Raw genomic sequence first — 23079 nt, 5'->3', positions numbered from 1 at the left:
GAAAGCGCACGCTCAGTTGCCGAAGTCGCGATAACGCACAAAAAGGCTATCAGCCGGCGCTTTGTAGGAAGGCGTGTAGATACCTACACGAAGATGCCTTTTATGAATCAGAATAAACCATGCAACTTGCCCGATTATTCCGGGACTAAACACCATCTTATTTAATAGTTAAGGAGCGCGGGACAGATGGATTCAGCCAAGGAGCTTCAAGGCCGCATTCTTTTAGTGGATGACGAATCCGCAATCCTCCGCACGTTCCGTTATTGCCTGGAAGACGAGGGCTACACCGTTGCCACCGCCAACAGCGCCGCCCAGGCCGATGCCCTGATGCAGCGCCAGGTGTTTGACCTGTGCTTTCTGGACTTGCGCCTGGGCGAGGACAACGGCCTGGATGTACTCGCGCAGATGCGTATCCAGGCTCCGTGGATGCGTGTGGTGATCGTCACGGCCCACTCCGCCGTGGATACCGCCGTGGACGCAATCCAGGCCGGTGCCGCCGACTATCTGGTCAAACCTTGCAGTCCGGACCAATTGCGCCTGGCCACCGCCAAGCAACTGGAAGTACGCCAGCTCTCTGCGCGACTGGAGGCCCTGGAAGGCGCAGTGCGCCAGCCCAAGGATGGCCTCGACTCTCACAGCCCGTCGATGATGGTAGTACTGGAAACTGCGCGCCAAGTGGCCGGGACCGATGCAAACATCTTGATCCTCGGCGAGTCCGGCACCGGTAAAGGTGAGCTGGCCCGTGCCATTCACGGCTGGAGCAAACGCTCCAAGAAGTCTTGCGTGACCATCAACTGCCCGTCACTGACCGCCGAGCTGATGGAGAGCGAACTGTTCGGCCATAGTCGCGGCGCGTTCACCGGCGCCAGTGAAAGCACCTTGGGACGCGTTAACCAGGCTGACGGCGGCACGTTGTTTCTCGACGAGATCGGCGATTTTCCCCTCACGTTGCAACCAAAGCTGCTGCGCTTCATTCAGGATAAGGAATATGAGCGTGTGGGCGACCCAGTCACCCGCCGCGCCGACGTGCGCATCCTCGCCGCCACCAACCTGAACCTGGAAGACATGGTGCGCGACGGCCGCTTCCGGGAAGACTTGCTGTACCGCCTCAATGTCATCACCCTGCACCTGCCGCCGCTGCGCGAACGCAGTGAAGACATCCTTACCCTGGCTGACCGCTTCCTGGCACGCTTCGTCAAGGAATACGCCCGCCCCGCGCGCGGATTCAGTGATCAGGCCCGTGAAGCGCTGCTCAACTATCGCTGGCCCGGCAACATTCGCGAGCTGCGTAACGTAGTGGAACGCGCCAGCATCATCTGCCCTCAGGAGAAGGTAGAGATCAGCCATTTGGGGATGGCTGAGCAACCGACCAACAACGCGCCCCGTATCGGCGCGGCGTTGAGCCTGGACGAGCTGGAAAAAGCCCATATCGGCGCCGTGCTCGCCACCAGTGACACGCTGGATCAAGCAGCCCGCACCCTCGGCATCGACGCGTCGACCCTGTACCGCAAACGCAAACAGTACAACCTGTGAGCAGGACCTTATGAAGCTCGCGATGAAACTGCGCACTCGGTTATTTCTGAGCATTTCAGCGCTGATCACCGTGGCCTTGCTGGGATTGATCCTGGGCCTGGTCAGCGTCATGCAAATGGCCAAGACCCAGGAATCGCTGATTCGCAGTAACTTCATCACCCTGGATCTGGGACTCAAATTGCGTCAGAGCCTGGGCGACCAGCTGATCATGATGCTGGAGAAACGACCCGACCCTGAGGCCCTGAGGGCCTCCAAGCAGCATTATTTCGACCTGCTGGACCAAGGCGTTGCCCATGAGCAGTCGATCGGTAAAAGCCATGGCTTTGGCCAGGCCCGCTCCGACTACCAGAACCTGCTCGAAGCGTTCGACCAATCCCAGCAGGAAACACCGCCGCCGGGCAGCAAGGAAAAAATCACTGAAACCTTCAACATACTGCGCAACGGACTGATTGCCGATCACAAGCAGGCACTGGAGAACATCAGCGCCAGCGAGCACAAGTCCCGTGAGCGCGCGTTATTGATTGCAGGGCTGCTCGGGTTGGTGGGCCTCGCAGTGTTGATCATTGGCTTTGTCACGGCCCATGGCATCGCGCGGCGTTTTGGCGGACCGATCGAGGCACTGGCCAAAGCCGCCGACAAGATCGGACAGGGCGATTTTGAAGTGACGCTGCCTATCTCCTCAGCAGCGGAAATGAATCAGCTGACCCGCCGTTTCGGCATCATGGCCGAAGCATTGCGCCAGCATCAGGCCACCAATGTCGATGAACTGCTGGCCGGCCAACAGCGCCTGCAAGCCGTGCTCGACAGTATTGATGACGGCCTGCTGATGATTGATCGGCAGGGCTGCCTGGAGCACCTCAACCCGGTTGCACAACGCCAACTGGGCTGGGACGAAGAGCGCCTAGGTCAGGGCCTGGGCGAAGCCCTGGGTCGTGCAGAGATGGATGAACAACTGCAACTGGTGCTGCGCGGCGGCAACCTGGAGCGGGCGCCGGATGATCTGGAAGTAGAGGTCGAGGGCGAACTGCGCCTGCTGACCTACAGCCTGACCCCTGTGAGCCATACACAGGGTCATATTCTGGGGGCTGTGATGGTGCTGCATGACGTTACCGAACAGCGCGCCTTCGAACGAGTGCGTAGCGAGTTCGTGTTGCGCGCCTCTCATGAGCTGCGCACGCCGGTGACCGGCATGCATATGGCCTTCGGCCTGTTTCGCGAGCGAGCGAAGTTCCCGGCAGACTCCCGTGAAGCGGACCTGCTGGATACGGTCAACGAAGAAATGCAACGCCTGATGCAGTTGATCAACGACTTGCTCAACTTCTCGCGCTACCAGAACGGCCTACAAAAACTCACCCTGGGGGCCTGCGATGTGACCGACCTGCTGGAACACGCACGGGCGCGATTTACCGAACCCGCCAATGCGCAGCACATTGAGTTGCTGGTGGAAGCCCAGCCGGAGTTGCCGCGACTGTATGCCGACCAGGTGCAACTGGAGCGCGTGCTCGACAATTTGCTCGGCAACGCGTTGCGCCACACCGCCGAAGGCGGGCAGATTCGCCTGCAGGCACGGCGCCATGGCGAACGGGTGATTATCAGTGTTGAAGACAACGGCGAAGGTATCGCCTATGGCCAGCAAGGGCGAATCTTCGAACCCTTTGTGCAGGTGGGTCGCAAGAAAGGCGGCGCGGGCCTGGGGCTGGCCCTGTGCAAGGAGATCGTGCAGTTGCACGGCGGCCGCATGGGCGTGTATTCACGACCAGGGCAGGGTACGCAGTTCTATATGGCATTACCGTTGTAGGAGCGAGCTTGCTCGCTCCTACCTATACACAATCAGCGCTGGTTCAAGGCCCGCAGGATCGCAGCACTTTCAGCATCCGGAGTGCCATCAAACAATGAAGGGCGGAAGCGCATCTGGAAGGCGGCGATCACGTGCCGCGTGGCCACATCCAGCTCCCCGGTCTGCGGCGTCTGATAGCCCAGGCGAGCGAGTTCTTCCTGGAACCAGGTGACGCTCGGCAGCTGAGCGCCGTACTGCACCTGGAATCGTGCCACGGCCTGTGCATCCGGCCAGACGGCCAGACCTTCTGCGGCCAGACGCTTCCAGGGGAACAGCGGCCCCGGGTCCAGCTTGCGCAGTGGGGCAATGTCGCTATGCCCGATGATGTTCTTGGGGTCGATACCGTTACGCTTGCTGATGTCCTTGAGCAGCACGATCAGCGACTGCACCTGCGCTTCGGAATACGGGTACCACACACGCCCTGTCGGCGTATCACGGAACCCAGGGTTGACGATCTCGATGCCGATGGAGCTGGAATTGAGCCAGGTGCGCCCCATCCACTCGCTTTCCCCCGCGTGCCAGGCACGCTGGCTTTCATCCACCAGCTTGTAGATGGTGCCTGAGGCGTCGTCGCCGATCAGGTAATGGCTGCTCACCTGGCCATGGGTCAGCAATGCCAGCGAGCGCTCAAGGTTGGTAGAGGTGTAATGCACGACAACAAACTGCACGCGGTTGTCGTGGTTCACCGAAGGGTGGCTGGTATTCAGCCGCGGGCCGCTGGCGCAACCGGCGAGCAGGAGAAACACAAAAGCAATAGACAAGGATTTCATGGCAGGAGCAGTACACTGAGAGACGATAATGCAACAGTGTAACGTAACGTAATTAGCCCGGCGGTCAAATTACAAAATGGAACATCTTTTATGCCACCTGCACTTGATTGCGTCCCGCTGCCTTGGCCCTGTAAAGCGCTTCATCGGCTCGCTTGAGGGCCAAGTCGCTGCGCTCGCCAGGTTGAAACTGCGCTACGCCCATGGACACCGTGATCGTCACCGGCTCGCCCTTGAAGTGGAACGGGCATGCCTCGATGGCCGCGCGCAATACTTGAGCGACAGCCAAGGCATCCGCCAAGGCTGAGTCGGGCATCAGCAGCACAAACTCCTCACCGCCGAAACGCGCGATGAAGTCGGTGGGCCGCAGGCGCTTGCTCAGCACGTTGGCGATGATCTTGAGCACCTTGTCACCCGCCAGATGACCGTAGCCATCATTGATGCGCTTGAAATGATCCAGGTCGAGCATCGCCAGCGACAGGCTGTTGCCGCGTTGATGCCAGGCGTTGACCTCGTGATCAAGGCGTTCGCTCCACGCTGCCCGGTTGGGCAGGCCGGTTAGCGGATCGAGCAAGGCCTTCTGGCGCTGTACTTCCAGGTGCTCACGGTAGCCCTGGGCTTCCTGCTCCATGTTGGCCACCCGCTCAGCCAGGGTTTTGAGGCGCGCCGCCACTTCCTGCTCACGTTGGTCACGCTGCTGCTGATGCTCGTCCATGGTCCCGAGCAAGCCTTCGAGATGGCTTTCGAGTACCTGCTTGAGGCTGCTCAGATCGGCGGCTTCCTGCACGCTGCTTTGCAACCCGTCGACCTGTTCACGAATCTGCGTATCCAGCTCCCGCGCGGCCAGGCTGCTATCGGCGTGGCCCTCGCTGGCAACCTGCAGGTGGCCCTGAAATGCCTCAAGGCGCTCGTTGAGTTGCTTGAGATAAGCCTCGAACTCATGCTGGCCACTGTCGGTGATCGCCAGCATCAGCACCGCCAGGTCATCCAGGATCGGGATCAGCTCGTACCAATTCAAGCCGTGGGCAAGCCGCTCGCGCATGGCTTCGGCCTGGGGCCGGTGACGTTCAGGCAGGGACAGATCTTCCAACAGGCCCAGTAACGTATCTTCAATGTGCTTGGCCACCGAGCTGTAGGACGGCTCAGGCGAGTCGGGCAGGGCGTATATCCCATCGGACTGCAGTTCGTCGGGCTCGGGAATTTCCAGCACCGGCGGGAGAGACAGGCTACCTATGCTGGTTTGATCCGGCGCGTCGACTTCAACCTGCGGCGCTTCAATAAAGGCGGCGAGCGCGCTTTCAGGGGCCGGCTCTTCTATCGGCGGCTCAGGGGCCTGCACAGGTGAAGCAATCGGGGCTGCAGAAGGCGGTGCCTCGAATGCGAAGGTGTCGCGAGCCGCTTCCACCGGGGCCGGCGCTACCAGTTCCGATGCGGGAGCGAGCGGCGTTTGTGGTTGCGGTGCAAAGGCACGCAAGGCCTGGGTCAACTCTTCGGACTGTACGGGCTCCTGCGGCTCGGGCGAAGGTGGCGGCGCAGCGGGCTTTGACGGCGCCACCTGCGCGGTGGGCAGTGGCGCAGCGTCAACCTGCGGCGCTTCACTCGATGCCTCCTTACTGCCAAACAGGCGCTGCAGCAGCCCAGGACCCGCGCGTGAGGCTTCGCTTTCAGGCTCCAGATTATTCAGCGCCTGCCCTTGCAGGCTGCTTAGCTCACTGAGCAACAGCGGTATCTCCCGCGCCTGGCCGACGCGGCTATCGAGCTGTTTGGCAAAGGCCTTCAGCGGGCGGGCCACCTCGCGGGGCAACGCAAGCCTTTGCAACTGGGAAACCAGGGCCGTGAGTGCGGTGCTGATCTGGTCAACCCGGGTTTCGCGGCGCTGCTCGGAATCCAGCACAGCCTTTTCCAGGCGCGGCAACAGCGCGGCGAGGGCTGCGTCCATGTCGTCCGTGCGCACTACATCACGCATTTCTTTCATGCATTGATCAACAGCGCGGTCGGTCCCTTCAGCCGCCAGCGTGCTGCGCACCAGGCCGCGGCGCAGCAGGTCGAGGCGGGCGGCCCAGCGGCGTTCGAGCTTGTCTTGTTGCTCGATGCTCTTGAGGTATTTCTCTTTCCAGCGCTGGGCGTCGTCGCTCATGCAAGAGGTCCGCGAGGGCCTGGGCTCAACGCGGGTAATGCATCAGCGGTAAGCGAACCCGGCAGACGAATCTCTACCGCGACGGGCAGGTGATCGGAAATGGGCTGCGCCAGCACTCGCACACTTTCCAGTGTAAGGCTCGGGCTGAGCAGGATGTGGTCAAGGCAGCGCTGCGGGCGCCAGCTGGGAAATGTGGCTTCGACTTGCGGGGCCAACAGGCCCAGGTCGCGCAGCGGGGAATTCTGCAACAGGTCGTTGGCATGGGTGTTCATGTCCCCCATCAACACCTGGTGCTTGTAGTTACCAATCAGGTCACGCACATAGGCAAGCTGCAGGTTGCGGGTACGTCCGCCGAGTGCCAGGTGCATCATCACCACCACCAAGGCGTCAGGGCCTTCACCGAAACGCACGAGGATCGCACCGCGACCTTTCGGACCCGGCAGCGGGTGATCCTCGATGGCGGTCGGCTTCAAGCGGCTGAGCACACCATTACTGTGCTGTGCCAGGCGCCCCAGGTTGCGGTTGAGCTGCTGATACCAGTACGGAAACGCGCCGAGCTGGGCAAGATGCTCCACCTGGTTGATGTAGCCCGAGCGCAGGCTACCGCCGTCAGCCTCCTGCAAGGCGACCAGGTCGAAGTCGCTGAGCAGGTCGCCGATCTTCTGCAGGTTACCGGTACGCCCCTTGTGCGGTAGAACGTGCTGCCAGCCACGGGTGAGGTAGTGCCGGTATTTCTCGGTACTGTTGCCCACCTGAATGTTGAAGCTGAGCAGGCGCAAGCGGCTGTCTGCCGGCAGGCCCGTGGCTTGCAGGTGGTGTTCGTTGACCTGCGGCTCGTGCAGGCCGACGACGCGTTCGGTACCCCAACGGCGCATGGCGGGCCCCTTACTTGGCTGCGCGTTCTTTAGCGATCAGTTGGTCGGCAACATTGAGGACCGCTTCAGGACCACCGGCAGTGCCCAGGTCGAAACGATACTTGCCGTTGACGATCAGGGTTGGAACGCCTTGCACACCGTACTTCTGCGCGAGCTCCTTGGCCTGCTTGATCTGGCCCTGGATGGCGAAGGAATTGAAAGTGGCCATGAACTTGTCCTTGTCCACGCCCTGGGTGGCGACGAAGTCAGCCATTTCTTCCGGCTTGGTCAGGCGCTTGCCCTGCTTCTGGATCGCTTCGAAAACAGCGTTGTGTACTTTGTGTTCCACGCCCATGGCTTCGAGCGTCAGGAACAGTTGGCCGTGGGCATCCCATGGGCCACCAAACATGGCGGGAAGGCGACGGAAGTTAACGTCCTTGGGCAGCTTTTCAACCCATGGGTTGATGGTCGGCTCAAAAGCGTAGCAATGCGGGCAGCCATACCAGAACAGCTCCACCACTTCGATTTTGCCGGGTACCGACACCGGTACAGGGTTAGCCAATTCAACGTAGGTTTTACCGGCTTCAAGCGGCACATCGGCTGCTTGCGCGGTCATGCCGAAGAGGCTGGCAGTGACGAGAGCGGCGCTGAGGATCAGATTACGCATGCTTTACTCCTGGACAAATAAAGTCGCCTCACGCGACCTTTGTTGTGACAGGTCTACGCGGGCATGAGTTCGTTAGTGTAACGGCAGCGGCCACAAAAAAGGGCGGCCTGAGCCACCCTTTTATGCTTGCATCGCGGGATTAATCGAGTGTTAACGTTGCGTGCAACTTAATGCAGGCCCTGGATGTAACTGGAGACGGCTGCAATGTCTTCGTCACTCAGCTTGCGAGCGATGGTGCGCATGATTGCGGCGTCGCCATCATTCGCTCGTCCGGCCTCTTCCTTACGGAAATCGGTCAGCTGTTTGGCGATATAGGTAGCATGCTGGCCACTCAGGTGCGGGAAGCCAGCGGCGGCGATGCCAGCGCCATTTGGCGAGTGGCAACCGGTGCAGGCAGGCAAGCCTTTTTCCAGGTCACCGCCACGGAACAGCTTTTCTCCGCGAGCGACCAACTTAGGATCAGCAGCTCCCACACTGCCTTTCTGGCTGGCAAAATACGCCGCGAGGTCCGCCAGGTCCTGATCGTTGAGATTGGTCAGCATGCCGGTCATTTCCAGCACTGTGCGCTTGCCGTCCTTGATGTCGTGCATCTGCTTGCTCAGGTAACGTTCACCCTGGCCGGCCAGTTTGGGGAAGTTCGGCGCCGGGCTGTTGCCATCCGGCCCGTGGCAGGCACCACATACGGCGGCTTTCGCTTGACCGGCAGTGGCATCACCTTTGACGGGGCCCTCTGCAGCGACGGCAGCGCCTGTGATGCCCAAGGTCAACAGCAGACTCACGATCAGTTTGTTCATCAGCTAATCCAACTACGGCTAAGGGTTTAAGAGTTATCTACCGGGTTTACTCACCGCCAACTCAATGACGGCCTGGTAATCCTCAGTACTGCAGTCCATGCACAAACCACGCGGCGGCATTGCCTTGAAACCCTGGGTCACGCGCTGCATCAGCATGACCACGCAAACTCGGTTGTACAGCGCTTGTGGATCCTGTGTAGCCTGAGCGCCGTAAAGCGGGTTCAGGACACCAAAAGCGGCAACCATTGGGGCCATACATCGACCTTTTCAGGGTTTGAGAGCGTTTTGCGTTCTAATGCGCAATAAAGGTCTTTCGCTCCCGTGAACTTCATCCTTCGCTGGGACAAAGCACACACAAAATCTGCGGCATTATATACTGGCGCTACTGAAACGGAAACGACACCGCTTGCCGCACCCTTTTTCGGCACCGCCCACATCGGAAATCTCATGCAACTCAAGAATCCCATCCTCGGCCTGTGCCAACAGTCCACGTTCATGCTCAGCGCCGCCAAAGTGGACCAATGCCCCGATGACGAGGGCTTTGAAGTCGCCTTTGCCGGCCGCTCCAACGCTGGCAAATCCAGCGCACTGAACACCCTGACCCACGCCAGCCTGGCGCGCACCTCGAAAACCCCGGGTCGCACGCAACTGCTCAATTTCTTCAAGCTAGACGATGATCGGCGTCTGGTCGACCTGCCGGGCTACGGTTATGCAAAAGTACCTATCCCGCTGAAGCTGCACTGGCAGCGTCACCTTGAGGCTTACCTGGGTGGCCGGGAGAGTTTGAAGGGTCTGATTCTGATGATGGACATCCGCCATCCGATGACTGACTTCGACCTGCTGATGCTCGACTGGGCCGTCGCCAGCGGCATGCCGATGCACATCCTGCTGACCAAGGCCGACAAGCTCACCTACGGCGCAGCCAAGAACACGCTGCTCAAAGTGCAGTCCGACATCCGTAAAGGCTGGGGCGATACGATCACTATCCAGCTGTTCTCGGCGCCGAAGCGCATGGGCCTGGAAGAGGCTTACACGGTGCTGGCCGGCTGGATGGAATTGGCGGACAAAGGCGCAGAAGCTACCGAGTAACTTTTCTGCGGGCAAAAAAAACCCCGGACTTCGTATGGGGAGGGAAGTTCGGGGTCCAAGTTCCGGACCGCTAGGGCGGGGTCCAGATATCTGCCAACACTTAACACAACATAGGAGCATTGAAGGGCTTCACCACCCATTCAGTAACTCTGAGTGGCAGTTCACAGGTTAAGTTCCGGCAGCTCCAAAAAACTATTGGAAATAACTGACGGCGATTTGCGCTCTAAAGCACTGCGCCAGCACCTCGGTGTTGGCGCAGCTCTGCAATCAGTGCGCTTGGTCCCAGTTATCGCCCACGCCCACATCCACCACCAACGGTACGTCCAGCTGGGCTGCAGCACTCATATGTTCGCGAATCTTCTCGCTGACTTGTGGGACCAGGTCCTCACGCACCTCCAGTACCAGTTCATCGTGCACTTGCAGGATTACCTTGGCATCCAGGCCCGACTCGGTCAGCCAGTTATCCACCTGCACCATGGCTTTCTTGATGATGTCCGCCGCCGTGCCCTGCATGGGCGCGTTAATGGCTGTGCGCTCTGCCGCAGCGCGCTCCTGAGGCTTGTTGGAGTTGATATCCGGCAAGTACAGGCGCCGCCCGAAGAAGGTTTCCACATAGCCTTGGTCCGCTGCCTGGGCACGCGTGCGCTCCATGTATTCGCGAACACCTGGATAGCGGGCGAAGTACACATCGATGTAGGCCTTGGCGGTCTTGGTATCGACGCCGATGTCCTTGCCGAGCTTCTGGGCACCCATGCCGTAGATCAGGCCGAAGTTGATCGCCTTGGCACTGCGGCGCTGGTTGGACGTGACTTCAGCCAGCTCAACCTTGAATACCTCGGCAGCCGTGGCGGTGTGCACGTCCAGATCGTTTCGGAAGGCGTTCATCAGCCCTTCGTCCTTGGACAGGTGCGCCATGATCCGCAGCTCAATCTGGGAATAGTCCGCCGCCAGCAGCTTGTAGCCCTTGGGCGCGACAAACGCCTGGCGAATCCGCCGCCCTTCGGCGGTGCGCACCGGGATGTTCTGCAGGTTCGGGTCGCTGGAGGACAAGCGCCCGGTTGCCGCTACCGCCTGATGGTAAGACGTATGAATGCGCCCGGTGCGAGGGTTGATCTGCTCCGGAAGGCGGTCGGTGTAGGTACTTTTGAGCTTGCTCATGCTGCGGTACTGCATCAGCACCTTGGGCAACGGAAAATCATCTTCGGCCAGTTTGGCCAGCACTTCTTCGGCGGTGGAAGCCTGCCCCTTGCCGGTCTTTTTCAACACCGGCATCCCCAGCTTCTCGTAGAGAATCGCCCCAAGCTGCTTGGGTGAACCGAGGTTGAATTCTTCACCGGCGATCTCGAAGGCCTGGCGCTCCAGCTCGACCATCTTGTTACCCAGCTCGATGCTCTGGATGCCCAGCAGCTCCTTGTCCACCAATGCGCCCTGGCGCTCGATACGTGCCAGTACCGGCACCAACGGCATCTCGATATCCGTCAGCACACTGGCCAGGCTCGGGATCGCGGCCAGCTTTGCGTGCAGCTCCTGATGCAGGCGCAAGGTCACATCGGCATCTTCGGCTGCGTAAGGGCCTGCCTGTTCAAGGGCAATCTGGTCGAACGTCAGCTGCTTGGCGCCTTTGCCGGCAATGTCCTGGAAGCTGACCGTGTCGTGGTCCAGGTACTTCTTCGCCAGGCTGTCCATGTCATGGCGGGTCGCCGTGGAGTTCAGCACGTAGGATTCGAGCATGGTGTCGAAGGCGATGCCACGCACAGTGATGCCCTGTGCAGGGTCGCCACCGATGGCGCAGTTGGCGAGGATGTTCATATCGAACTTGGCGTGCTGGCCAACCTTGAGTTTGGTCGGGTCTTCCAGCAGCGGTTTCAAGGCCAGCAGCACGGTGTCCCGATCCAATTGATCCGGCGCGCCGATATAGGAATGGGTCAGCGGGATGTAGGCGGCTTCATGGGGCTGCACAGCAAACGAGACCCCAACCAATTGCGCCTGTTGAGCGTCAATGCCGGTGGTTTCGGTATCAAAGGCAAACAACGGCGCATCGTTGAGTTTTTTCAGCCACACGTCGAAGGTGGCCTGGTCCAGGACGGTGGTGTAAACCGCCTCTACCGGTACCGATATAACGGCCTCGACCGGCGTTTCGGCGGCAGGTGCAACCTCGCTCGCCGACTTGAGCTCCACACGCTTGGCATCGCGCTGGATCTCGTCGTACCAGCTCTTGAACTCAAGCAGCGTGTACAGCTCCAGCAGCTTTTCGCGATCCGGCTCGATCAGGTGCAGGTCATCCAGGCCCACGTCCAGTGGCACATCGATCTTGATCGTCGCCAACTGATAGGACAGGAATGCCATCTCCTTGTGCTCTTCAAGCTTGGCTGGCAGGGTTTTGGCCCCGCGGATAGGCAGCGTCGGCACAATATCCAGCTGCTCATAAAGCTCTTTGAGGCCGCCATTCACTCCCACCAACAAGCCCGAGGCGGTCTTCGGCCCAATACCCGGGACGCCTGGGATGTTGTCGGACGAATCGCCCATCAACGCCAGATAGTCGATGATCTGCTCGGGAGCGACGCCGAATTTCTCCTTTACGCCCTCAACGTCCATCGAGCTACCGGTCATGGTGTTGACCAAGGTAATGTGCCCGTCCACCAGCTGTGCCATGTCTTTATCGCCGGTCGAAATCACCACCGGGCGGCTGGCGGCCGCGCCGCTGCGCGCCAGGGTGCCGATCACGTCGTCAGCCTCGACGCCTTCGACGCACAGCAACGGGAAGCCCAGGGCGATCACGCTTTGATGGAGCGGCTCGATTTGCAGGCGCATGTCATCGGGCATACTCGGGCGGTTGGCCTTGTACTCGGCGTACATCTCATCGCGAAAGGTCCCACCCTTGGCGTCGAACACCACCGCGAACGGGCTGTCCGGGTACTGCTTGCGCAGGCTTTTGAGCATGTTCAACACGCCCTTGACCGCACCGGTCGGCAGGCCTTTGGAGGTGGTCAGCGGTGGCAGCGCGTGGAAGGCGCGGTACAGATAAGAAGAACCGTCCACCAGGACGAGGGGCGCTTGGCTCATGAGCAGGATCAACCTTTTCGGCGGGTCAGGCGCTAGAATAGCCGGACCAATGAAAACAAAGGGACAAGGTTATCATGCGTACATTCAATCGCCTGCTGTTGACCGGTTTGATTGCACTCGCTCCGATGGCTGCCATGGCGGCAGACGATGCCCCTTCGGCAGACCCGGAAGTTACCATTCGCACGGAAGGCGACAAGACTATTCAGGAGTACCGCCAGAACGGCTTCCTGTACGCAGTCAAGATCACAAAAAAAGGCTTTCCACCGTATTTCCTGGTGCGCGCGGACGGAACCGATGCGAACTTCATCCGCTCTGACCAGCCGGATATGCTGATCCCGTCATGGAAGATCTTCGAATGGAAATGATTTCTTAATTTTAACCGGCGCTGCTAAGCCAGCGCCCGTAACGGCAGTTTTAACCATGTCTGTGTTCACCCCCCTGGCTCGGCCCGAGCTGGAAACCTTTCTCGCCCCTTATGGGCTCGGCCGCCTGCTTGATTTCCAGGGGATTGCCGCTGGCAGCGAAAACACCAATTTCTTTATCAGCCTGGAGCAGGGTGAGTTTGTCCTGACCCTGGTTGAGCGCGGCCCCGTGGCAGAAATGCCGTTCTTCATCGAACTGCTCGACGTGCTCCACGACGCCGACCTGCCGGTGCCGTACGCCTTGCGTACCACCGACGGTATCGCTTTGCGCGAACTCAAGGGCAAACCCGCCTTGCTGCAACCGCGCCTGGCCGGCAAGCACATCAAGGACGCCAACGCCCAACATTGCGCCCAGGTCGGCGACCTGCTCGGCCACCTGCACTTGGCGACTCAGGGCGAAAAAGTGCTGGAGCGCAAGACCGACCGCGGGCTGGACTGGATGCTCAGTGAGGGCGCGCAGCTGATTTCACACCTCAACGACGCACAGCAGCGCCTGCTGCAGGACACATTGAGCGAGATCGAAACCCACAAAGCTGACATCCTCGGCCTGCCACGGGCCAACGTTCACGCCGATCTGTTTCGCGACAATGCGATGTTCGAAGGCACACACCTTACGGGCTTGATCGACTTCTACAACGCCTGCTCGGGGCCGATGCTCTACGACGTGGCGATTGCCTTGAATGACTGGTGTTCGGATGCCGATGGCGCGATCGACGGGCAACGCGCCCGGGCGCTGCTGGGGGCTTATGCAGGGCTGCGGCCGTTTACTGCGAAGGAAGCCGAGCTATGGCCGACCATGCTGCGCGTGGCGTGCGTACGGTTCTGGTTGTCACGACTGATCGCCGCGGAGTCGTTTGCCGGCCAGGATGTTCTCATTCACGACCCCGCTGAGTTCGAGCACCGTCTGGCGCAACGCCAGCAGGTCAGTGTCCACCTGCCGTTCGCGCTCTAAAAGGCCTACTCGGTCAAAAAAATGTGGGAGCTGGCTTGCCTGCGATAGCGGTGTCGACTGACACGCCGCCATCGCGGGCAAGCCCGCTCCCACATTGGTTATGCGGCGATGGTTAAAGCGACTCCAGGCAGCCAGCCAAATCATTACCTAGCTTCTCCAGGACCTGCTCATAACCCTGAGCGGTAGCCGGGGTATAGCCACCCAACGCATCCAGCTCCGCCAACTTCACCGGCAACCCGGCAACCAGCGTCTCGGCCAATCGCGGCCGCAACGGCGGCTCGCTGAACACGCAGGTCTTGCCCACCTCCTGCAAGCGCGTGCGCATCGCCGCTACATGCTGGGCACCTGGCTGCACTTCGGCGGCCACGCTGAATACGCCGGTGTGCTTGAGGCCGTAAGCCTCTTCGAAGTAGTCAAACGCCTCATGGAATACGAAGTAAGGCTTGCCATCGACGCTCGCCAGTCGCTTTTTCAAGCGCGCATCCAACGCATCCAGGCGCTCACCAAAAGCTTTGGCGTTGCTCTGATAACGCTCGGCGTTTGCAGGATCAGCCGCACTGAGGTCCGCAGCCATGCGCGTGGCGATTACCCGCGCGTTCACCGTTGACAACCATAAATGCGCATCGACGCTGCCAGGTCGATGATCATGGTCATGCTCGTCGGCATCGTCGGCGTGGGAATGGCTATCTTCGCCGAAAATACGTAATTTCATCCCCGGCAGGTCCTGCACCGCCACGGTATTTGCCGTACGGCCTTTCAACACGCGCGGCAAAAAGGTTTCCATGTCCGGTCCGATCCAATACAACAGGTCCACCGACTGCACGCGCCGTACGTCGGATGGGCGCAATGCGAAGTTATGCGGCGACGCACCCGGCGGCAGCAATACCTCCGGAACCGCCACACCGTCCTGCACCGCCGCGGCAATCAGCTGCAACGGCTTGATGCTGGTCAGCACCTTCACATCGGCCTGAGCGGCACCCGCAACGAACAAACTGGTGACAAATACGACAAAAACGGGAAAAAGTCGGGACACGATGACCACTCAATGGCGTAGGAACGGGTAACATAATAACGTCTCTATCAAATATCTGTCGCCGCTCATGCCTAAAACACCGCTTGCCAGCCGTCCCCACGACCACTCTCACTGCGTGCACACCGCATTGTCAGAGGCCGATACCCTGTGCGCACAAAAGGGCTTGCGCCTGACCGCCTTGCGTCGCCGGGTGCTGGAGTTGGTGTGGCAGAGCCACAAACCGCTGGGCGCGTACGACATTCTTGGCGTACTCAGCGAACAGGACGGCCGCCGCGCTGCACCACCTACCGTGTACCGCGCACTGGATTTCCTGCTGGAAAATGGCCTGGTTCACCGTATCGCCTCGCTCAACGCGTTTGTCGGCTGCAACCACCCGGAGCACGCGCATCAGGGCCAGTTCCTGATCTGTCGCGAGTGCCACGCGGCCATCGAGCTTGAACAAAAAAGCATCAGTGACGCCATTATCCAAAGCTCTGCCGACGTCGGCTTCAAGGTCGAGGGGCAAACGGTTGAAGTGGTCGGCCTGTGCGCGGGCTGCCAGGGGGCTTGATGAGCAACGCGTTGATCCGTCTGGAGCAGGTCGGCGTCACGTTCGCCGGACAGAACGTGCTGGAAAACATCGCGCTGAGCGTGGAGCCGGGGCAAATCGTCACGTTGATCGGCCCCAATGGCGCAGGCAAGACCACCTTGGTGCGCGCCGTGCTTGGCCTGCTCAAGCCCGACAGCGGCAGTGTATGGCGCAAGCCCAAACTGCGCGTGGGCTATATGCCGCAAAAACTGCACGTGGACCCGACCCTGCCGCTGTCCGTATTGCGCTTCCTGCGCCTGGTGCCCGGTGTCGACCGCGCCCGTGCACAGGCCGCGCTCAAGGAAGTCGGCGCCGAGCAGGTGATCGACAGCCCGGTGCAAAGCATCTCCGGCGGCGAAATGCAGCGCGTGCTGCTGGCCCGCGCCTTGTTGCGCGAGCCAGAGTTGCTGGTGCTCGATGAGCCCGTACAAGGCGTCGACGTCGCCGGCCAGGCCGAGCTGTACAGCCTGATCACCCGCCTGCGCGACCGCCATGGCTGCGGCGTGCTGATGGTCTCCCATGATCTGCACCTAGTGATGAGCACCACCGACCAGGTGGTCTGCCTCAACCGCCATGTGTGCTGCTCCGGCCACCCGGAACAGGTCAGTGGCGACCCGGCGTTCGTGGAACTGTTCGGCAAAAACGCCCAGAGCCTGGCGATCTACCACCATCATCACGACCACGCCCATGACCTGCATGGTGCCGTTGTCGATACTCCCCACGTTCATGGAGATAGCTGCAAGCATGGCTGATTTTCTGCTCTACGCCCTGCTGGCAGGCTTGGCTCTGGCACTGGTGGCGGGCCCGCTGGGCTCGTTTGTGGTCTGGCGGCGCATGGCCTATTTCGGTGACACCTTGTCCCATGCGGCGTTGCTGGGCGTGGCCATGGGCTTTCTGCTGGACGTGAGCCCGACCATCGCCGTAACCGTGGGCTGCCTGCTGCTGGCGGTACTGCTGGTGACCTTGCAACAACGCCAGCCGCTGGCCTCCGACACCCTGCTGGGCATCCTCGCGCCAAGCACCCTGTCCCTGGGCCTGGTGGTATTGAGCTTCATGCATGAAGTGCGCATCGACCTGATGGCCTACCTGTTCGGCGACCTGCTGGCGATCAGCCCGACTGATCTGGCCTGGATCCTCGGCGGCAGCGCTGGCGTACTGGTGTTGTTGGTGGCCCTGTGGCGCCCGATGCTGGCGATCACCGTGCATGAAGAACTCGCCCGGGTTGAAGGCTTGCCCGTCGCAGGGCTGCGCATGGCCCTGATGTTGCTCATCGCCGTGGTGATCGCTGTCGCGATGAAGATAGTCGGCGTATTGTTGATCACGTCGCTGCTGATCATTCCCGCCGCCGCCGCCCAGCGTCATGCCCGCTCACCGGAGCAGATGGCAATCGGCGCCAGCCTCTTGGGAATGTGTGCAGTGTGCGGGGGCCTGGCGCTGTCCTGGTTCAAGGACACGCCAGCCGGGCCGTCGATTGTGGTTACGGCGGCCGCCCTGTTTCTGCTGAGTTTTGTCCTGCCCCGTCGAGGGGTGTAGACTTGCTCGCTTTTTGCGCAAATAGAGAGTCGCAGGAATGAAGCCGTTCACCTCCCGTTATCTGCTCCTTGCCGCATTTTCCCTGCTGCTGGGTGCCTGTCAAAGCACGCCGCCCGCTGCCCCCGAGGCCCCGGACTCACGCGCTGTGGCCATCGCGCAGCTGGAGCAAAACCTGGCCAGCAGCGAACTGGCAACCGCCGAAGACCAACTTGCGGCGTTGCAGGCCCAGTCCCCCAACGATCCCGCACTTGAGGCCTATCAGCGTCAACTGGCCGAAGCCTACCTGCAGCGCAGCCAGATCGTGCTGCAAAAAGGCGATGTCAACGCCGCCGCCACCGCCCTGAGCCGGGCCCGCGCGCTGATGCCAAAAGCCCCGGCACTGACCGGTGGCGTCAACAGCGCTATCAGCCATGCGCGCAAGGCCGAACTGGATCAGGCAGAAGCCGCGTTGAAAGCCGCCGAAGCCAAGCCTGCGGCCAAGGTCATCGACCCCGCAGCGCCGAGCACCACCGTGGCGCTGAACCTCGCGGATGTCGAAGACATGCGTCATCAGTTGGATGCCATCGCCACCGACGTGGTGAATTACCAGTGCGATGTCAGCATCCAGGTGCCACGCACCCAGGATTACCCGTGGCTGGCCACATTGCTGACCAAACGGGTGAAACGAATTGATTCGGGGTATGACCTGAAGATTCACCGGCAGATCCTGAAACACATTCCGGCGCAGGTTGTGCTGATTCCGCGCAAGGCGGACTAAAAGCATCGCAGGCAAGCCAGCTCCCACATTTGAAGGGTGAACACATTCAAGTGTGGGAGCTGGCTTGCCTGCGATGACGATCTAACAAACAACCGATAATTTAAGCCGGAATCGCCTTGGATTTCGGCTCCCGCTCCCAAACCCGATGCTGTGCAATCGCAGCAAAGAACGCCTTGAAGGCCTTGGCATCAGCGCCCACGATCAACCCCGCATCCGCTTCCAGCTTCAGCAAGTCCAGCAACGGTTTCACATCACTGGCCACCGCAATCGCCTTGAGGTGCTTGTACGCTTCCAGTACGTAATGCAACGCCACGCCATCGCCGCTCAACGCCTTCACCGACTCCTTACCGCCCGGGATAAACACCGCGTCGAAGGCAATGGACGGCATGCCTTCCATCGAAGCATCTACGGGTAGCGTCTTGCCATCGGCAGTGGTCACAGGCGCCGAAGTCGGGCCCAGCAACTTGGCATGGGCACCCTCTGCCTCCAGCGCTGCCTTGAGCGCATCAATTGCCGCACCATCAACGCCGTTAGCCGCCAGAATCGCCACTTTGCGCGTCTTGATATCGCCAGACAGCAAATTCACCTGGCTCAATGCCGGTGATTCCTTCAGCGATGTTTCACGTGCGGGCACTGTGCCCTTGGTCGGCGCTGGCAAGCCCAGGTTCTGCGCCACGCGTTTGGCCAGTTCCAGGTCAATGTTGGCCAGGATCTCGTTGACTTGGCGCGCCCGGATAAACTCGCGCTCAACCTTGCCCAACTCGAAGCTGTAGGCCGCGATGATGTGCTCTTTCTCGTGGTGGCTCATGCTGTTGTAAAACAACGTGGCCTGGGAGAAATGGTCGCCGAACGACTCGCTGCGCTCGCGCACTTTATTGGCATCGACGCGCTCGTAGTAGGACTCGAAACCTCCATCGGCAGGACCGGCAGGCGTTTCTTTCGGCCAGCCACCATCAATCGAGTTCGGCTCGTACGAGGCCCGCCCTTTATCGATCACGGTGCGATGTTGAGCGTCGCGCTGGCCGTTATGGAAAGGCACTACCGGGCGGTTGATCGGAATCTCATGGAAGTTGGGGCCGCCCAACCGACTGATCTGCGTATCCGTGTAGGAAAACAAGCGGCCTTGCAGCAGCGGGTCGTTGGTAAAGTCGATGCCCGGCACGATATGGCCAGGGCAAAACGCGACCTGCTCGACTTCAGCGAAGAAGTTATCCGGGTTACGGTTGAGCACCATCTTGCCCAGCGGTGTGATCGGCACCAGCTCTTCAGGGATAATTTTGGTCGGGTCGAGCAAGTCGAAATCGAACTTGTGTTCGTCTTCTTCCGCCACGATCTGCACACCCAGTTCCCACTCGGGGTAATCGCCGCTCTCAATCGATTCCCACAGGTCACGGCGGTGATAGTCCGTGTCCTTACCGGCCAGCTTTTGCGCCTCGTCCCATACCAGGGAGCACGTGCCTACTTTTGGGCGCCAGTGAAATTTCACGAAGCTGGATTTACCTTCGGTATTGATCAAGCGGAAGGTGTGCACACCAAAACCCTGCATGGCGCGCAGGCTTTTTGGAATCGCCCGGTCAGACATGGCCCAGATCACCATGTGCGCCGACTCCGGCTGCAACGACACGAAATCCCAGAAGGTGTCGTGTGCCGAGCCGCCGGTAGGTATCTCGTTGTGCGGCTCAGGTTTTACCGCGTGTACAAAGTCAGGAAACTTGATCGCATCCTGAATGAAAAACACCGGCATGTTGTTGCCCACCAGGTCGAAGTTGCCTTCGTCGGTGAAGAACTTCACGGCAAAACCGCGCACATCGCGCACGGTGTCGCCGGAACCGCGCGGGCCCTGCACCGTGGAAAAACGCGCGAATACCGGCGTTTTATGCTCAGGCGTGCGCAGGAAACCGGCCTTGGTCAGTGCCGAATGGTCACCATAGCTCTGGAAATAACCATGGGCGCCGGTACCACGGGCATGCACGATGCGCTCAGGGATACGCTCATGGTCAAAGTGCGTGATCTTTTCACGCATGATGAAGTCTTCCAGCAGCGAAGGGCCACGGGCGCCGACTTTCAGGCTGTTCTGGTTGTCGGAAATCTTCACGCCCTGGTTGGTGCGCAGGGCCTGGCCGGTCGCATCGGAACGGAATTCTTCCAACGCCTGCAATTTGGCGTTGGTATTGCCTCGGTCCAGGGTATCAGTGCCCGCGACTTCACTCTTGGGCGGGGTGGCTGGCTTCTTGGTACTCATCAGTCAAAACTCCTTAGTCAAAGTGGCCAGAGCGTTCCCCGGCTCGTTTGAGCGAAACCCCAGGCACGGCACCCGGGAGATCGAATTGCTTAAGTAGTGACTGACAGGGTTTTGCGCCGTTCCTTTTTTATGACCTTTGGTCTCGTTATTGCCAAATCGCTGGATGGATACGAAATAAATGCTAAGAAACACTAGATGGACAGGCTAAAATGCGCGCCCGGCTAACCGCTGATCCCTTTTCAATGCGCCCCACAAGGTTCGCTACGTGATCGAGTTTCAAAACGTCCATAAAACCTACCGCGTCGCCGGTAAGGATATCCCCGCACTGCACCCCACCAGTCTGCGCGTCGCCAATGGCCAGGTGTTTGGCCTGATTGGCCACTCGGGTGCGGGTAAAAGCACACTGCTGCGCCTGATCAACCGCCTGGAAGAACCCAGCGGCGGGCAGATCACGGTCGACGATGAAGAAGTCACCGCCCTGGATGCCAACGGCCTACGCCGCTTCCGTCAGCAGGTCGGGATGATCTTCCAGCACTTCAACCTGCTGGCGTCCAAGACCGTGGCCGACAACGTCGCTCTGCCACTGACGCTTGCCGGTGAATTGTCGCGCAAGGAGATCGACCAGCGCGTGGCTGAGCTGCTTGCTCGCGTCGGCCTGTCGGACCACGCCAGGAAGTACCCGGCGCAGCTGTCCGGCGGTCAGAAACAGCGCGTCGGTATTGCCCGCGCCCTGGCGACCAAGCCAAAGATCCTGCTGTGCGACGAAGCCACCAGCGCCCTCGACCCACAGACCACCGCGTCAGTCCTGCAACTGTTGGCCGAGATCAACCGCGAACTGAACCTGACCATCGTGCTGATCACCCATGAAATGGATGTGATCCGCCGCGTGTGTGACCAAGTTGCAGTGATGGACGCTGGCGTGATCGTCGAGCAAGGTTCGGTCGCCGATGTGTTCCTGCACCCAAAGCATCCGACCACCAAGCGTTTCGTTCAGGAAGCCGAACAGGTTGACGAAGGCGAGCAGCGCGACGACTTCGCCCACGTGCCGGGCCGCATCGTACGCCTGACGTTCCAGGGCGATGCGACCTACGCGCCATTGCTGGGTACCGTCGCTCGCGAAACAGGCGTGGACTACAGCATCCTGGCCGGTCGTATCGACCGCATCAAAGACATCCCTTACGGGCAACTGACCCTCGCCGTCACCGGCGGTGACATGGAGGCCGCGTTTGCGCGCTTCACCGCCGCCGACGTTCACATGGAGGTCCTGCGCTGATGGACGTTTTCCTGAGTTTCTTTGCCAATATCGACTGGTCCGAAATCTGGCTCGCCACCGGCGACACCATGACCATGCTGTTCGGCTCGCTGTTCTTCACCGTGCTGTTGGGCCTGCCTCTGGGTGTGCTGCTGTTCCTGACCAGCCCGCGCCAGCTGTTCGAACAAAAAGGCCTGTACGCGCTGCTGTCGCTGATCGTGAATATCCTGCGCTCGCTGCCGTTCATCATTCTGTTGATCGTGATGATTCCGTTCACCGTCCTGATCACCGGTACATCGCTGGGCGTTGCCGGCGCGATCCCGCCGCTGGTCGTAGGTGCTACGCCATTCTTTGCGCGGCTGGTAGAAACGGCCCTGCGCGAAGTCGACCGCGGCATCATCGAAGCCACCCAATCCATGGGTGCGAGCACCCGCCAGATCATCACCAACGCCTTGTTGCCCGAGGCGCGCCCCGGCATTTTTGCGGCGATTACGGTGACGGCGATTACACTGGTTTCCTACACGGCCATGGCCGGTGTAGTCGGAGCTGGTGGCCTGGGTGACCTGGCGATCCGTTTTGGTTACCAGCGCTTCCAGACCGATGTGATGGTAGTCACCGTGGTAATGCTGTTGATCCTGGTGCAAATTCTGCAAACCGTCGGCGACAGGCTGGTGGTGCATTTTTCTCGAAAATAACGGCCATTGCCGGCTCACAGCCGGCAGATGCCCGAACAAGGAGCTTGCTGGATGAAAAAACTACTGGTTGCCTTCGCTGCCGTTGCCGCGTTTTCCGCCCATGCCGAGACGATCAAGGTCGCTGCCTCGCCGGTGCCTCATGCGGAAATCCTCGAATTCGTGAAGCCCGCCCTTGCCAAAGAAGGCGTGGATTTGCAGGTTAAAGTTTTCACCGATTACGTGCAGCCAAACGTGCAGGTGGCTGAAAAACGCCTGGACGCCAACTTCTTCCAGCACCAGCCGTACCTGGATGAGTTCAACAAGGCCAAGGGTACTCACCTGGTGAGCGTTGGCGGCGTGCACCTGGAGCCGCTGGGCGCCTACTCCAGCAAGTACAAGAAACTGGCCGACCTGCCTGACGGCGCCAACGTGGTGATCCCTAACGACGCCACCAACGGCGGTCGTGCGCTGTTGCTGCTGGCCAAGAACGGTCTGATCACCCTGAAGGACCCGACCAACATCCTGTCGACCATCAAGGACATCACCGGCAACGATAAAAACCTGAAGTTCCGCGAACTGGAAGCCGCCACCCTGCCGCGCGTGCTGACCCAGGTCGACCTGGCGCTGATCAACACCAACTACGCCCTGGAAGCCAAGCTGGATCCATCCAAGGACGCCCTGGTCATCGAAGGCAGCGACTCGCCTTATGTGAACATCCTGGTGACCCGCGAAGACAACAAGGATTCGGACGCAGTGAAGAAGCTGGTTGCAGCCTTGCACACGCCTGAAGTGAAAAAATTCATCGAAGAGAAGTACAAAGGCGCGATCAAGCCGGCGTTCTGATGCCCCGATCTCCAACACACCGGAGATCAAAATGTGGGAGGGGGCTTGCCCCCTCCCACATT

21 protein-coding genes are annotated in these 23079 nt (G+C 60.2%); 12 read left to right on the top strand and 9 right to left on the bottom strand.

All coding sequences use genetic code 11. The features are described 5' to 3' along the window. Positions 1-186 precede the first annotated feature (186 nt). Entirely contained in the window at positions 187-1533 is a 1347-nt protein-coding gene (gene algB / locus LJX92_RS00435) for a sigma-54-dependent response regulator transcription factor AlgB (protein WP_032878543.1), read from the top strand. A 10-nt stretch (positions 1534-1543) separates the two neighbouring features. Continuing rightward, positions 1544-3331, top strand: coding sequence for an ATP-binding protein (locus tag LJX92_RS00430; protein WP_078822725.1), 1788 nt, complete (start codon positions 1544-1546; stop codon positions 3329-3331). Between the two features lie 32 nt (positions 3332-3363). On the opposite strand, the gene LJX92_RS00425 is transcribed toward LJX92_RS00430, so the two are convergent. From LJX92_RS00425 to LJX92_RS00400, 6 genes are all read right to left on the bottom strand, one after another. Continuing rightward, positions 3364-4140: an N-acetylmuramoyl-L-alanine amidase gene (locus tag LJX92_RS00425; RefSeq protein ID WP_032878546.1), complete on the bottom strand. Its 777-nt coding sequence runs from the start codon at positions 4138-4140 to the stop codon at positions 3364-3366. A gap of 88 nt (positions 4141-4228) precedes the next feature. Further along, a complete protein-coding gene (locus LJX92_RS00420; protein ID WP_228309169.1) occupies positions 4229-6274 on the bottom strand; it encodes a GGDEF domain-containing protein in 2046 nt (681 codons plus the stop codon). Next, complete coding sequence (locus LJX92_RS00415; RefSeq protein ID WP_103734071.1) at positions 6271-7149, bottom strand: endonuclease/exonuclease/phosphatase family protein; 879 nt, start codon at positions 7147-7149, stop codon at positions 6271-6273. The genes LJX92_RS00420 and LJX92_RS00415 overlap by 4 nt, the downstream gene beginning before the upstream one ends. Positions 7150-7159: 10 nt before the next feature. After that, positions 7160-7795: a thiol:disulfide interchange protein DsbA gene (gene dsbA / locus LJX92_RS00410; protein WP_228309168.1), complete on the bottom strand. Its 636-nt coding sequence runs from the start codon at positions 7793-7795 to the stop codon at positions 7160-7162. Positions 7796-7962: 167 nt separating this feature from the next. Further along, positions 7963-8589, bottom strand: a complete 627-nt coding sequence (locus tag LJX92_RS00405; RefSeq protein WP_032878549.1) for a c-type cytochrome — start codon at positions 8587-8589, stop codon at positions 7963-7965. 33 nt (positions 8590-8622) lie between these two features. Further along, positions 8623-8844 (bottom strand): cytochrome, encoded by a 222-nt coding sequence (locus LJX92_RS00400; RefSeq protein WP_228309167.1) that lies wholly within the window; start codon positions 8842-8844, stop codon positions 8623-8625. A 192-nt stretch (positions 8845-9036) separates the two neighbouring features. Here LJX92_RS00400 and yihA point away from each other — a divergent pair, with 192 nt between their 5' ends. Beyond that, a complete protein-coding gene (gene yihA / locus LJX92_RS00395; protein WP_005783451.1) occupies positions 9037-9678 on the top strand; it encodes a ribosome biogenesis GTP-binding protein YihA/YsxC in 642 nt (213 codons plus the stop codon). A 267-nt stretch (positions 9679-9945) separates the two neighbouring features. On the opposite strand, the gene polA is transcribed toward yihA, so the two are convergent. After that, a complete protein-coding gene (polA, locus tag LJX92_RS00390; RefSeq protein ID WP_032878551.1) occupies positions 9946-12741 on the bottom strand; it encodes a DNA polymerase I in 2796 nt (931 codons plus the stop codon). A gap of 74 nt (positions 12742-12815) precedes the next feature. Here polA and LJX92_RS00385 point away from each other — a divergent pair, with 74 nt between their 5' ends. Together LJX92_RS00385 and LJX92_RS00380 are read left to right on the top strand one after the other, a co-directional pair. Next, the gene (locus LJX92_RS00385) at positions 12816-13106 is read left to right on the top strand and encodes a DUF2782 domain-containing protein (protein ID WP_032878552.1); all 291 of its coding nucleotides are present in this window, start codon (positions 12816-12818) and stop codon (positions 13104-13106) included. 55 nt (positions 13107-13161) lie between these two features. Further along, positions 13162-14115: a homoserine kinase gene (locus LJX92_RS00380; protein WP_216090524.1), complete on the top strand. Its 954-nt coding sequence runs from the start codon at positions 13162-13164 to the stop codon at positions 14113-14115. Between the two features lie 112 nt (positions 14116-14227). Here the strand turns inward: LJX92_RS00380 and LJX92_RS00375 are convergent, their stop codons facing one another. Then, positions 14228-15157, bottom strand: coding sequence for a zinc ABC transporter substrate-binding protein (locus tag LJX92_RS00375; protein WP_148854270.1), 930 nt, complete (start codon positions 15155-15157; stop codon positions 14228-14230). A gap of 58 nt (positions 15158-15215) precedes the next feature. On the opposite strand from LJX92_RS00375, the gene zur reads away from it, so the two are divergent. From zur to LJX92_RS00355, 4 genes are read left to right on the top strand one after another with little or no spacing between them, the layout of a single operon-like run. Beyond that, entirely contained in the window at positions 15216-15698 is a 483-nt protein-coding gene (gene zur, locus LJX92_RS00370; protein ID WP_005783442.1) for a zinc uptake transcriptional repressor Zur, read from the top strand. Further along, positions 15698-16468: a zinc ABC transporter ATP-binding protein ZnuC gene (gene znuC, locus LJX92_RS00365; RefSeq protein ID WP_005783440.1), complete on the top strand. Its 771-nt coding sequence runs from the start codon at positions 15698-15700 to the stop codon at positions 16466-16468. Before zur ends, znuC begins: the two co-directional genes overlap by 1 nt. Next, positions 16461-17249, top strand: coding sequence for a zinc ABC transporter permease subunit ZnuB (gene znuB / locus LJX92_RS00360; protein WP_032878556.1), 789 nt, complete (start codon positions 16461-16463; stop codon positions 17247-17249). The genes znuC and znuB overlap by 8 nt, the downstream gene beginning before the upstream one ends. 37 nt (positions 17250-17286) lie before the next feature. Next, positions 17287-18006, top strand: coding sequence for a PA5502 family lipoprotein (locus LJX92_RS00355; RefSeq protein WP_032878557.1), 720 nt, complete (start codon positions 17287-17289; stop codon positions 18004-18006). A gap of 100 nt (positions 18007-18106) precedes the next feature. Here the strand turns inward: LJX92_RS00355 and katE are convergent, their stop codons facing one another. After that, entirely contained in the window at positions 18107-20248 is a 2142-nt protein-coding gene (katE, locus tag LJX92_RS00350; protein ID WP_148854271.1) for a catalase HPII, read from the bottom strand. A 265-nt stretch (positions 20249-20513) separates the two neighbouring features. Between katE and LJX92_RS00345 the strand changes: the two genes are divergently transcribed. The 3 genes from LJX92_RS00345 to LJX92_RS00335 are packed head-to-tail and all read left to right on the top strand — an operon-like array spanning position 20514 to position 23017. Then, positions 20514-21521 (top strand): methionine ABC transporter ATP-binding protein, encoded by a 1008-nt coding sequence (locus LJX92_RS00345; RefSeq protein WP_103734077.1) that lies wholly within the window; start codon positions 20514-20516, stop codon positions 21519-21521. Then, entirely contained in the window at positions 21521-22195 is a 675-nt protein-coding gene (locus LJX92_RS00340; protein ID WP_005783435.1) for a methionine ABC transporter permease, read from the top strand. Before LJX92_RS00345 ends, LJX92_RS00340 begins: the two co-directional genes overlap by 1 nt. Positions 22196-22246: 51 nt before the next feature. Beyond that, complete coding sequence (locus LJX92_RS00335) at positions 22247-23017, top strand: MetQ/NlpA family ABC transporter substrate-binding protein (RefSeq protein WP_032878561.1); 771 nt, start codon at positions 22247-22249, stop codon at positions 23015-23017. Positions 23018-23079 lie beyond the last annotated feature (62 nt).

The organism is Pseudomonas sp. HN8-3, assembly GCF_020790195.1.
Classification (GTDB): Bacteria; Pseudomonadota; Gammaproteobacteria; order Pseudomonadales; family Pseudomonadaceae; genus Aquipseudomonas; species Aquipseudomonas synxantha_A.
The sequence above is the reverse complement of the archived record's forward strand: the minus strand, read 5'-3'. Positions and strand labels throughout refer to the sequence as shown.

Excerpts from the sequence above, each read along its gene's own strand:
- LJX92_RS00355 (WP_032878557.1), top strand. The coding sequence starts at position 17,287 with ATGAAGCCGTTCACCTCCCGTTATCTGCTCCTTGCCGCATTTTCCCTG.
- LJX92_RS00415 (WP_103734071.1), bottom strand. The coding sequence starts at position 7,149 with ATGCGCCGTTGGGGTACCGAACGCGTCGTCGGCCTGCACGAGCCGCAG.
- znuC (WP_005783440.1), top strand. The coding sequence starts at position 15,698 with ATGAGCAACGCGTTGATCCGTCTGGAGCAGGTCGGCGTCACGTTCGCC.
- katE (WP_148854271.1), bottom strand. The coding sequence starts at position 20,248 with ATGAGTACCAAGAAGCCAGCCACCCCGCCCAAGAGTGAAGTCGCGGGC.
- znuB (WP_032878556.1), top strand. The coding sequence starts at position 16,461 with ATGGCTGATTTTCTGCTCTACGCCCTGCTGGCAGGCTTGGCTCTGGCA.
- LJX92_RS00340 (WP_005783435.1), top strand. The coding sequence starts at position 21,521 with ATGGACGTTTTCCTGAGTTTCTTTGCCAATATCGACTGGTCCGAAATC.
- LJX92_RS00425 (WP_032878546.1), bottom strand. The coding sequence starts at position 4,140 with ATGAAATCCTTGTCTATTGCTTTTGTGTTTCTCCTGCTCGCCGGTTGC.
- polA (WP_032878551.1), bottom strand. The coding sequence starts at position 12,741 with ATGAGCCAAGCGCCCCTCGTCCTGGTGGACGGTTCTTCTTATCTGTAC.
- algB (WP_032878543.1), top strand. The coding sequence starts at position 187 with ATGGATTCAGCCAAGGAGCTTCAAGGCCGCATTCTTTTAGTGGATGAC.
- yihA (WP_005783451.1), top strand. The coding sequence starts at position 9,037 with ATGCAACTCAAGAATCCCATCCTCGGCCTGTGCCAACAGTCCACGTTC.
- zur (WP_005783442.1), top strand. The coding sequence starts at position 15,216 with ATGCCTAAAACACCGCTTGCCAGCCGTCCCCACGACCACTCTCACTGC.
- LJX92_RS00385 (WP_032878552.1), top strand. The coding sequence starts at position 12,816 with ATGCGTACATTCAATCGCCTGCTGTTGACCGGTTTGATTGCACTCGCT.
- LJX92_RS00420 (WP_228309169.1), bottom strand. The coding sequence starts at position 6,274 with ATGAGCGACGACGCCCAGCGCTGGAAAGAGAAATACCTCAAGAGCATC.
- LJX92_RS00400 (WP_228309167.1), bottom strand. The coding sequence starts at position 8,844 with ATGGCCCCAATGGTTGCCGCTTTTGGTGTCCTGAACCCGCTTTACGGC.
- dsbA (WP_228309168.1), bottom strand. The coding sequence starts at position 7,795 with ATGCGTAATCTGATCCTCAGCGCCGCTCTCGTCACTGCCAGCCTCTTC.
- LJX92_RS00430 (WP_078822725.1), top strand. The coding sequence starts at position 1,544 with ATGAAGCTCGCGATGAAACTGCGCACTCGGTTATTTCTGAGCATTTCA.
- LJX92_RS00405 (WP_032878549.1), bottom strand. The coding sequence starts at position 8,589 with ATGAACAAACTGATCGTGAGTCTGCTGTTGACCTTGGGCATCACAGGC.
- LJX92_RS00380 (WP_216090524.1), top strand. The coding sequence starts at position 13,162 with ATGTCTGTGTTCACCCCCCTGGCTCGGCCCGAGCTGGAAACCTTTCTC.
- LJX92_RS00335 (WP_032878561.1), top strand. The coding sequence starts at position 22,247 with ATGAAAAAACTACTGGTTGCCTTCGCTGCCGTTGCCGCGTTTTCCGCC.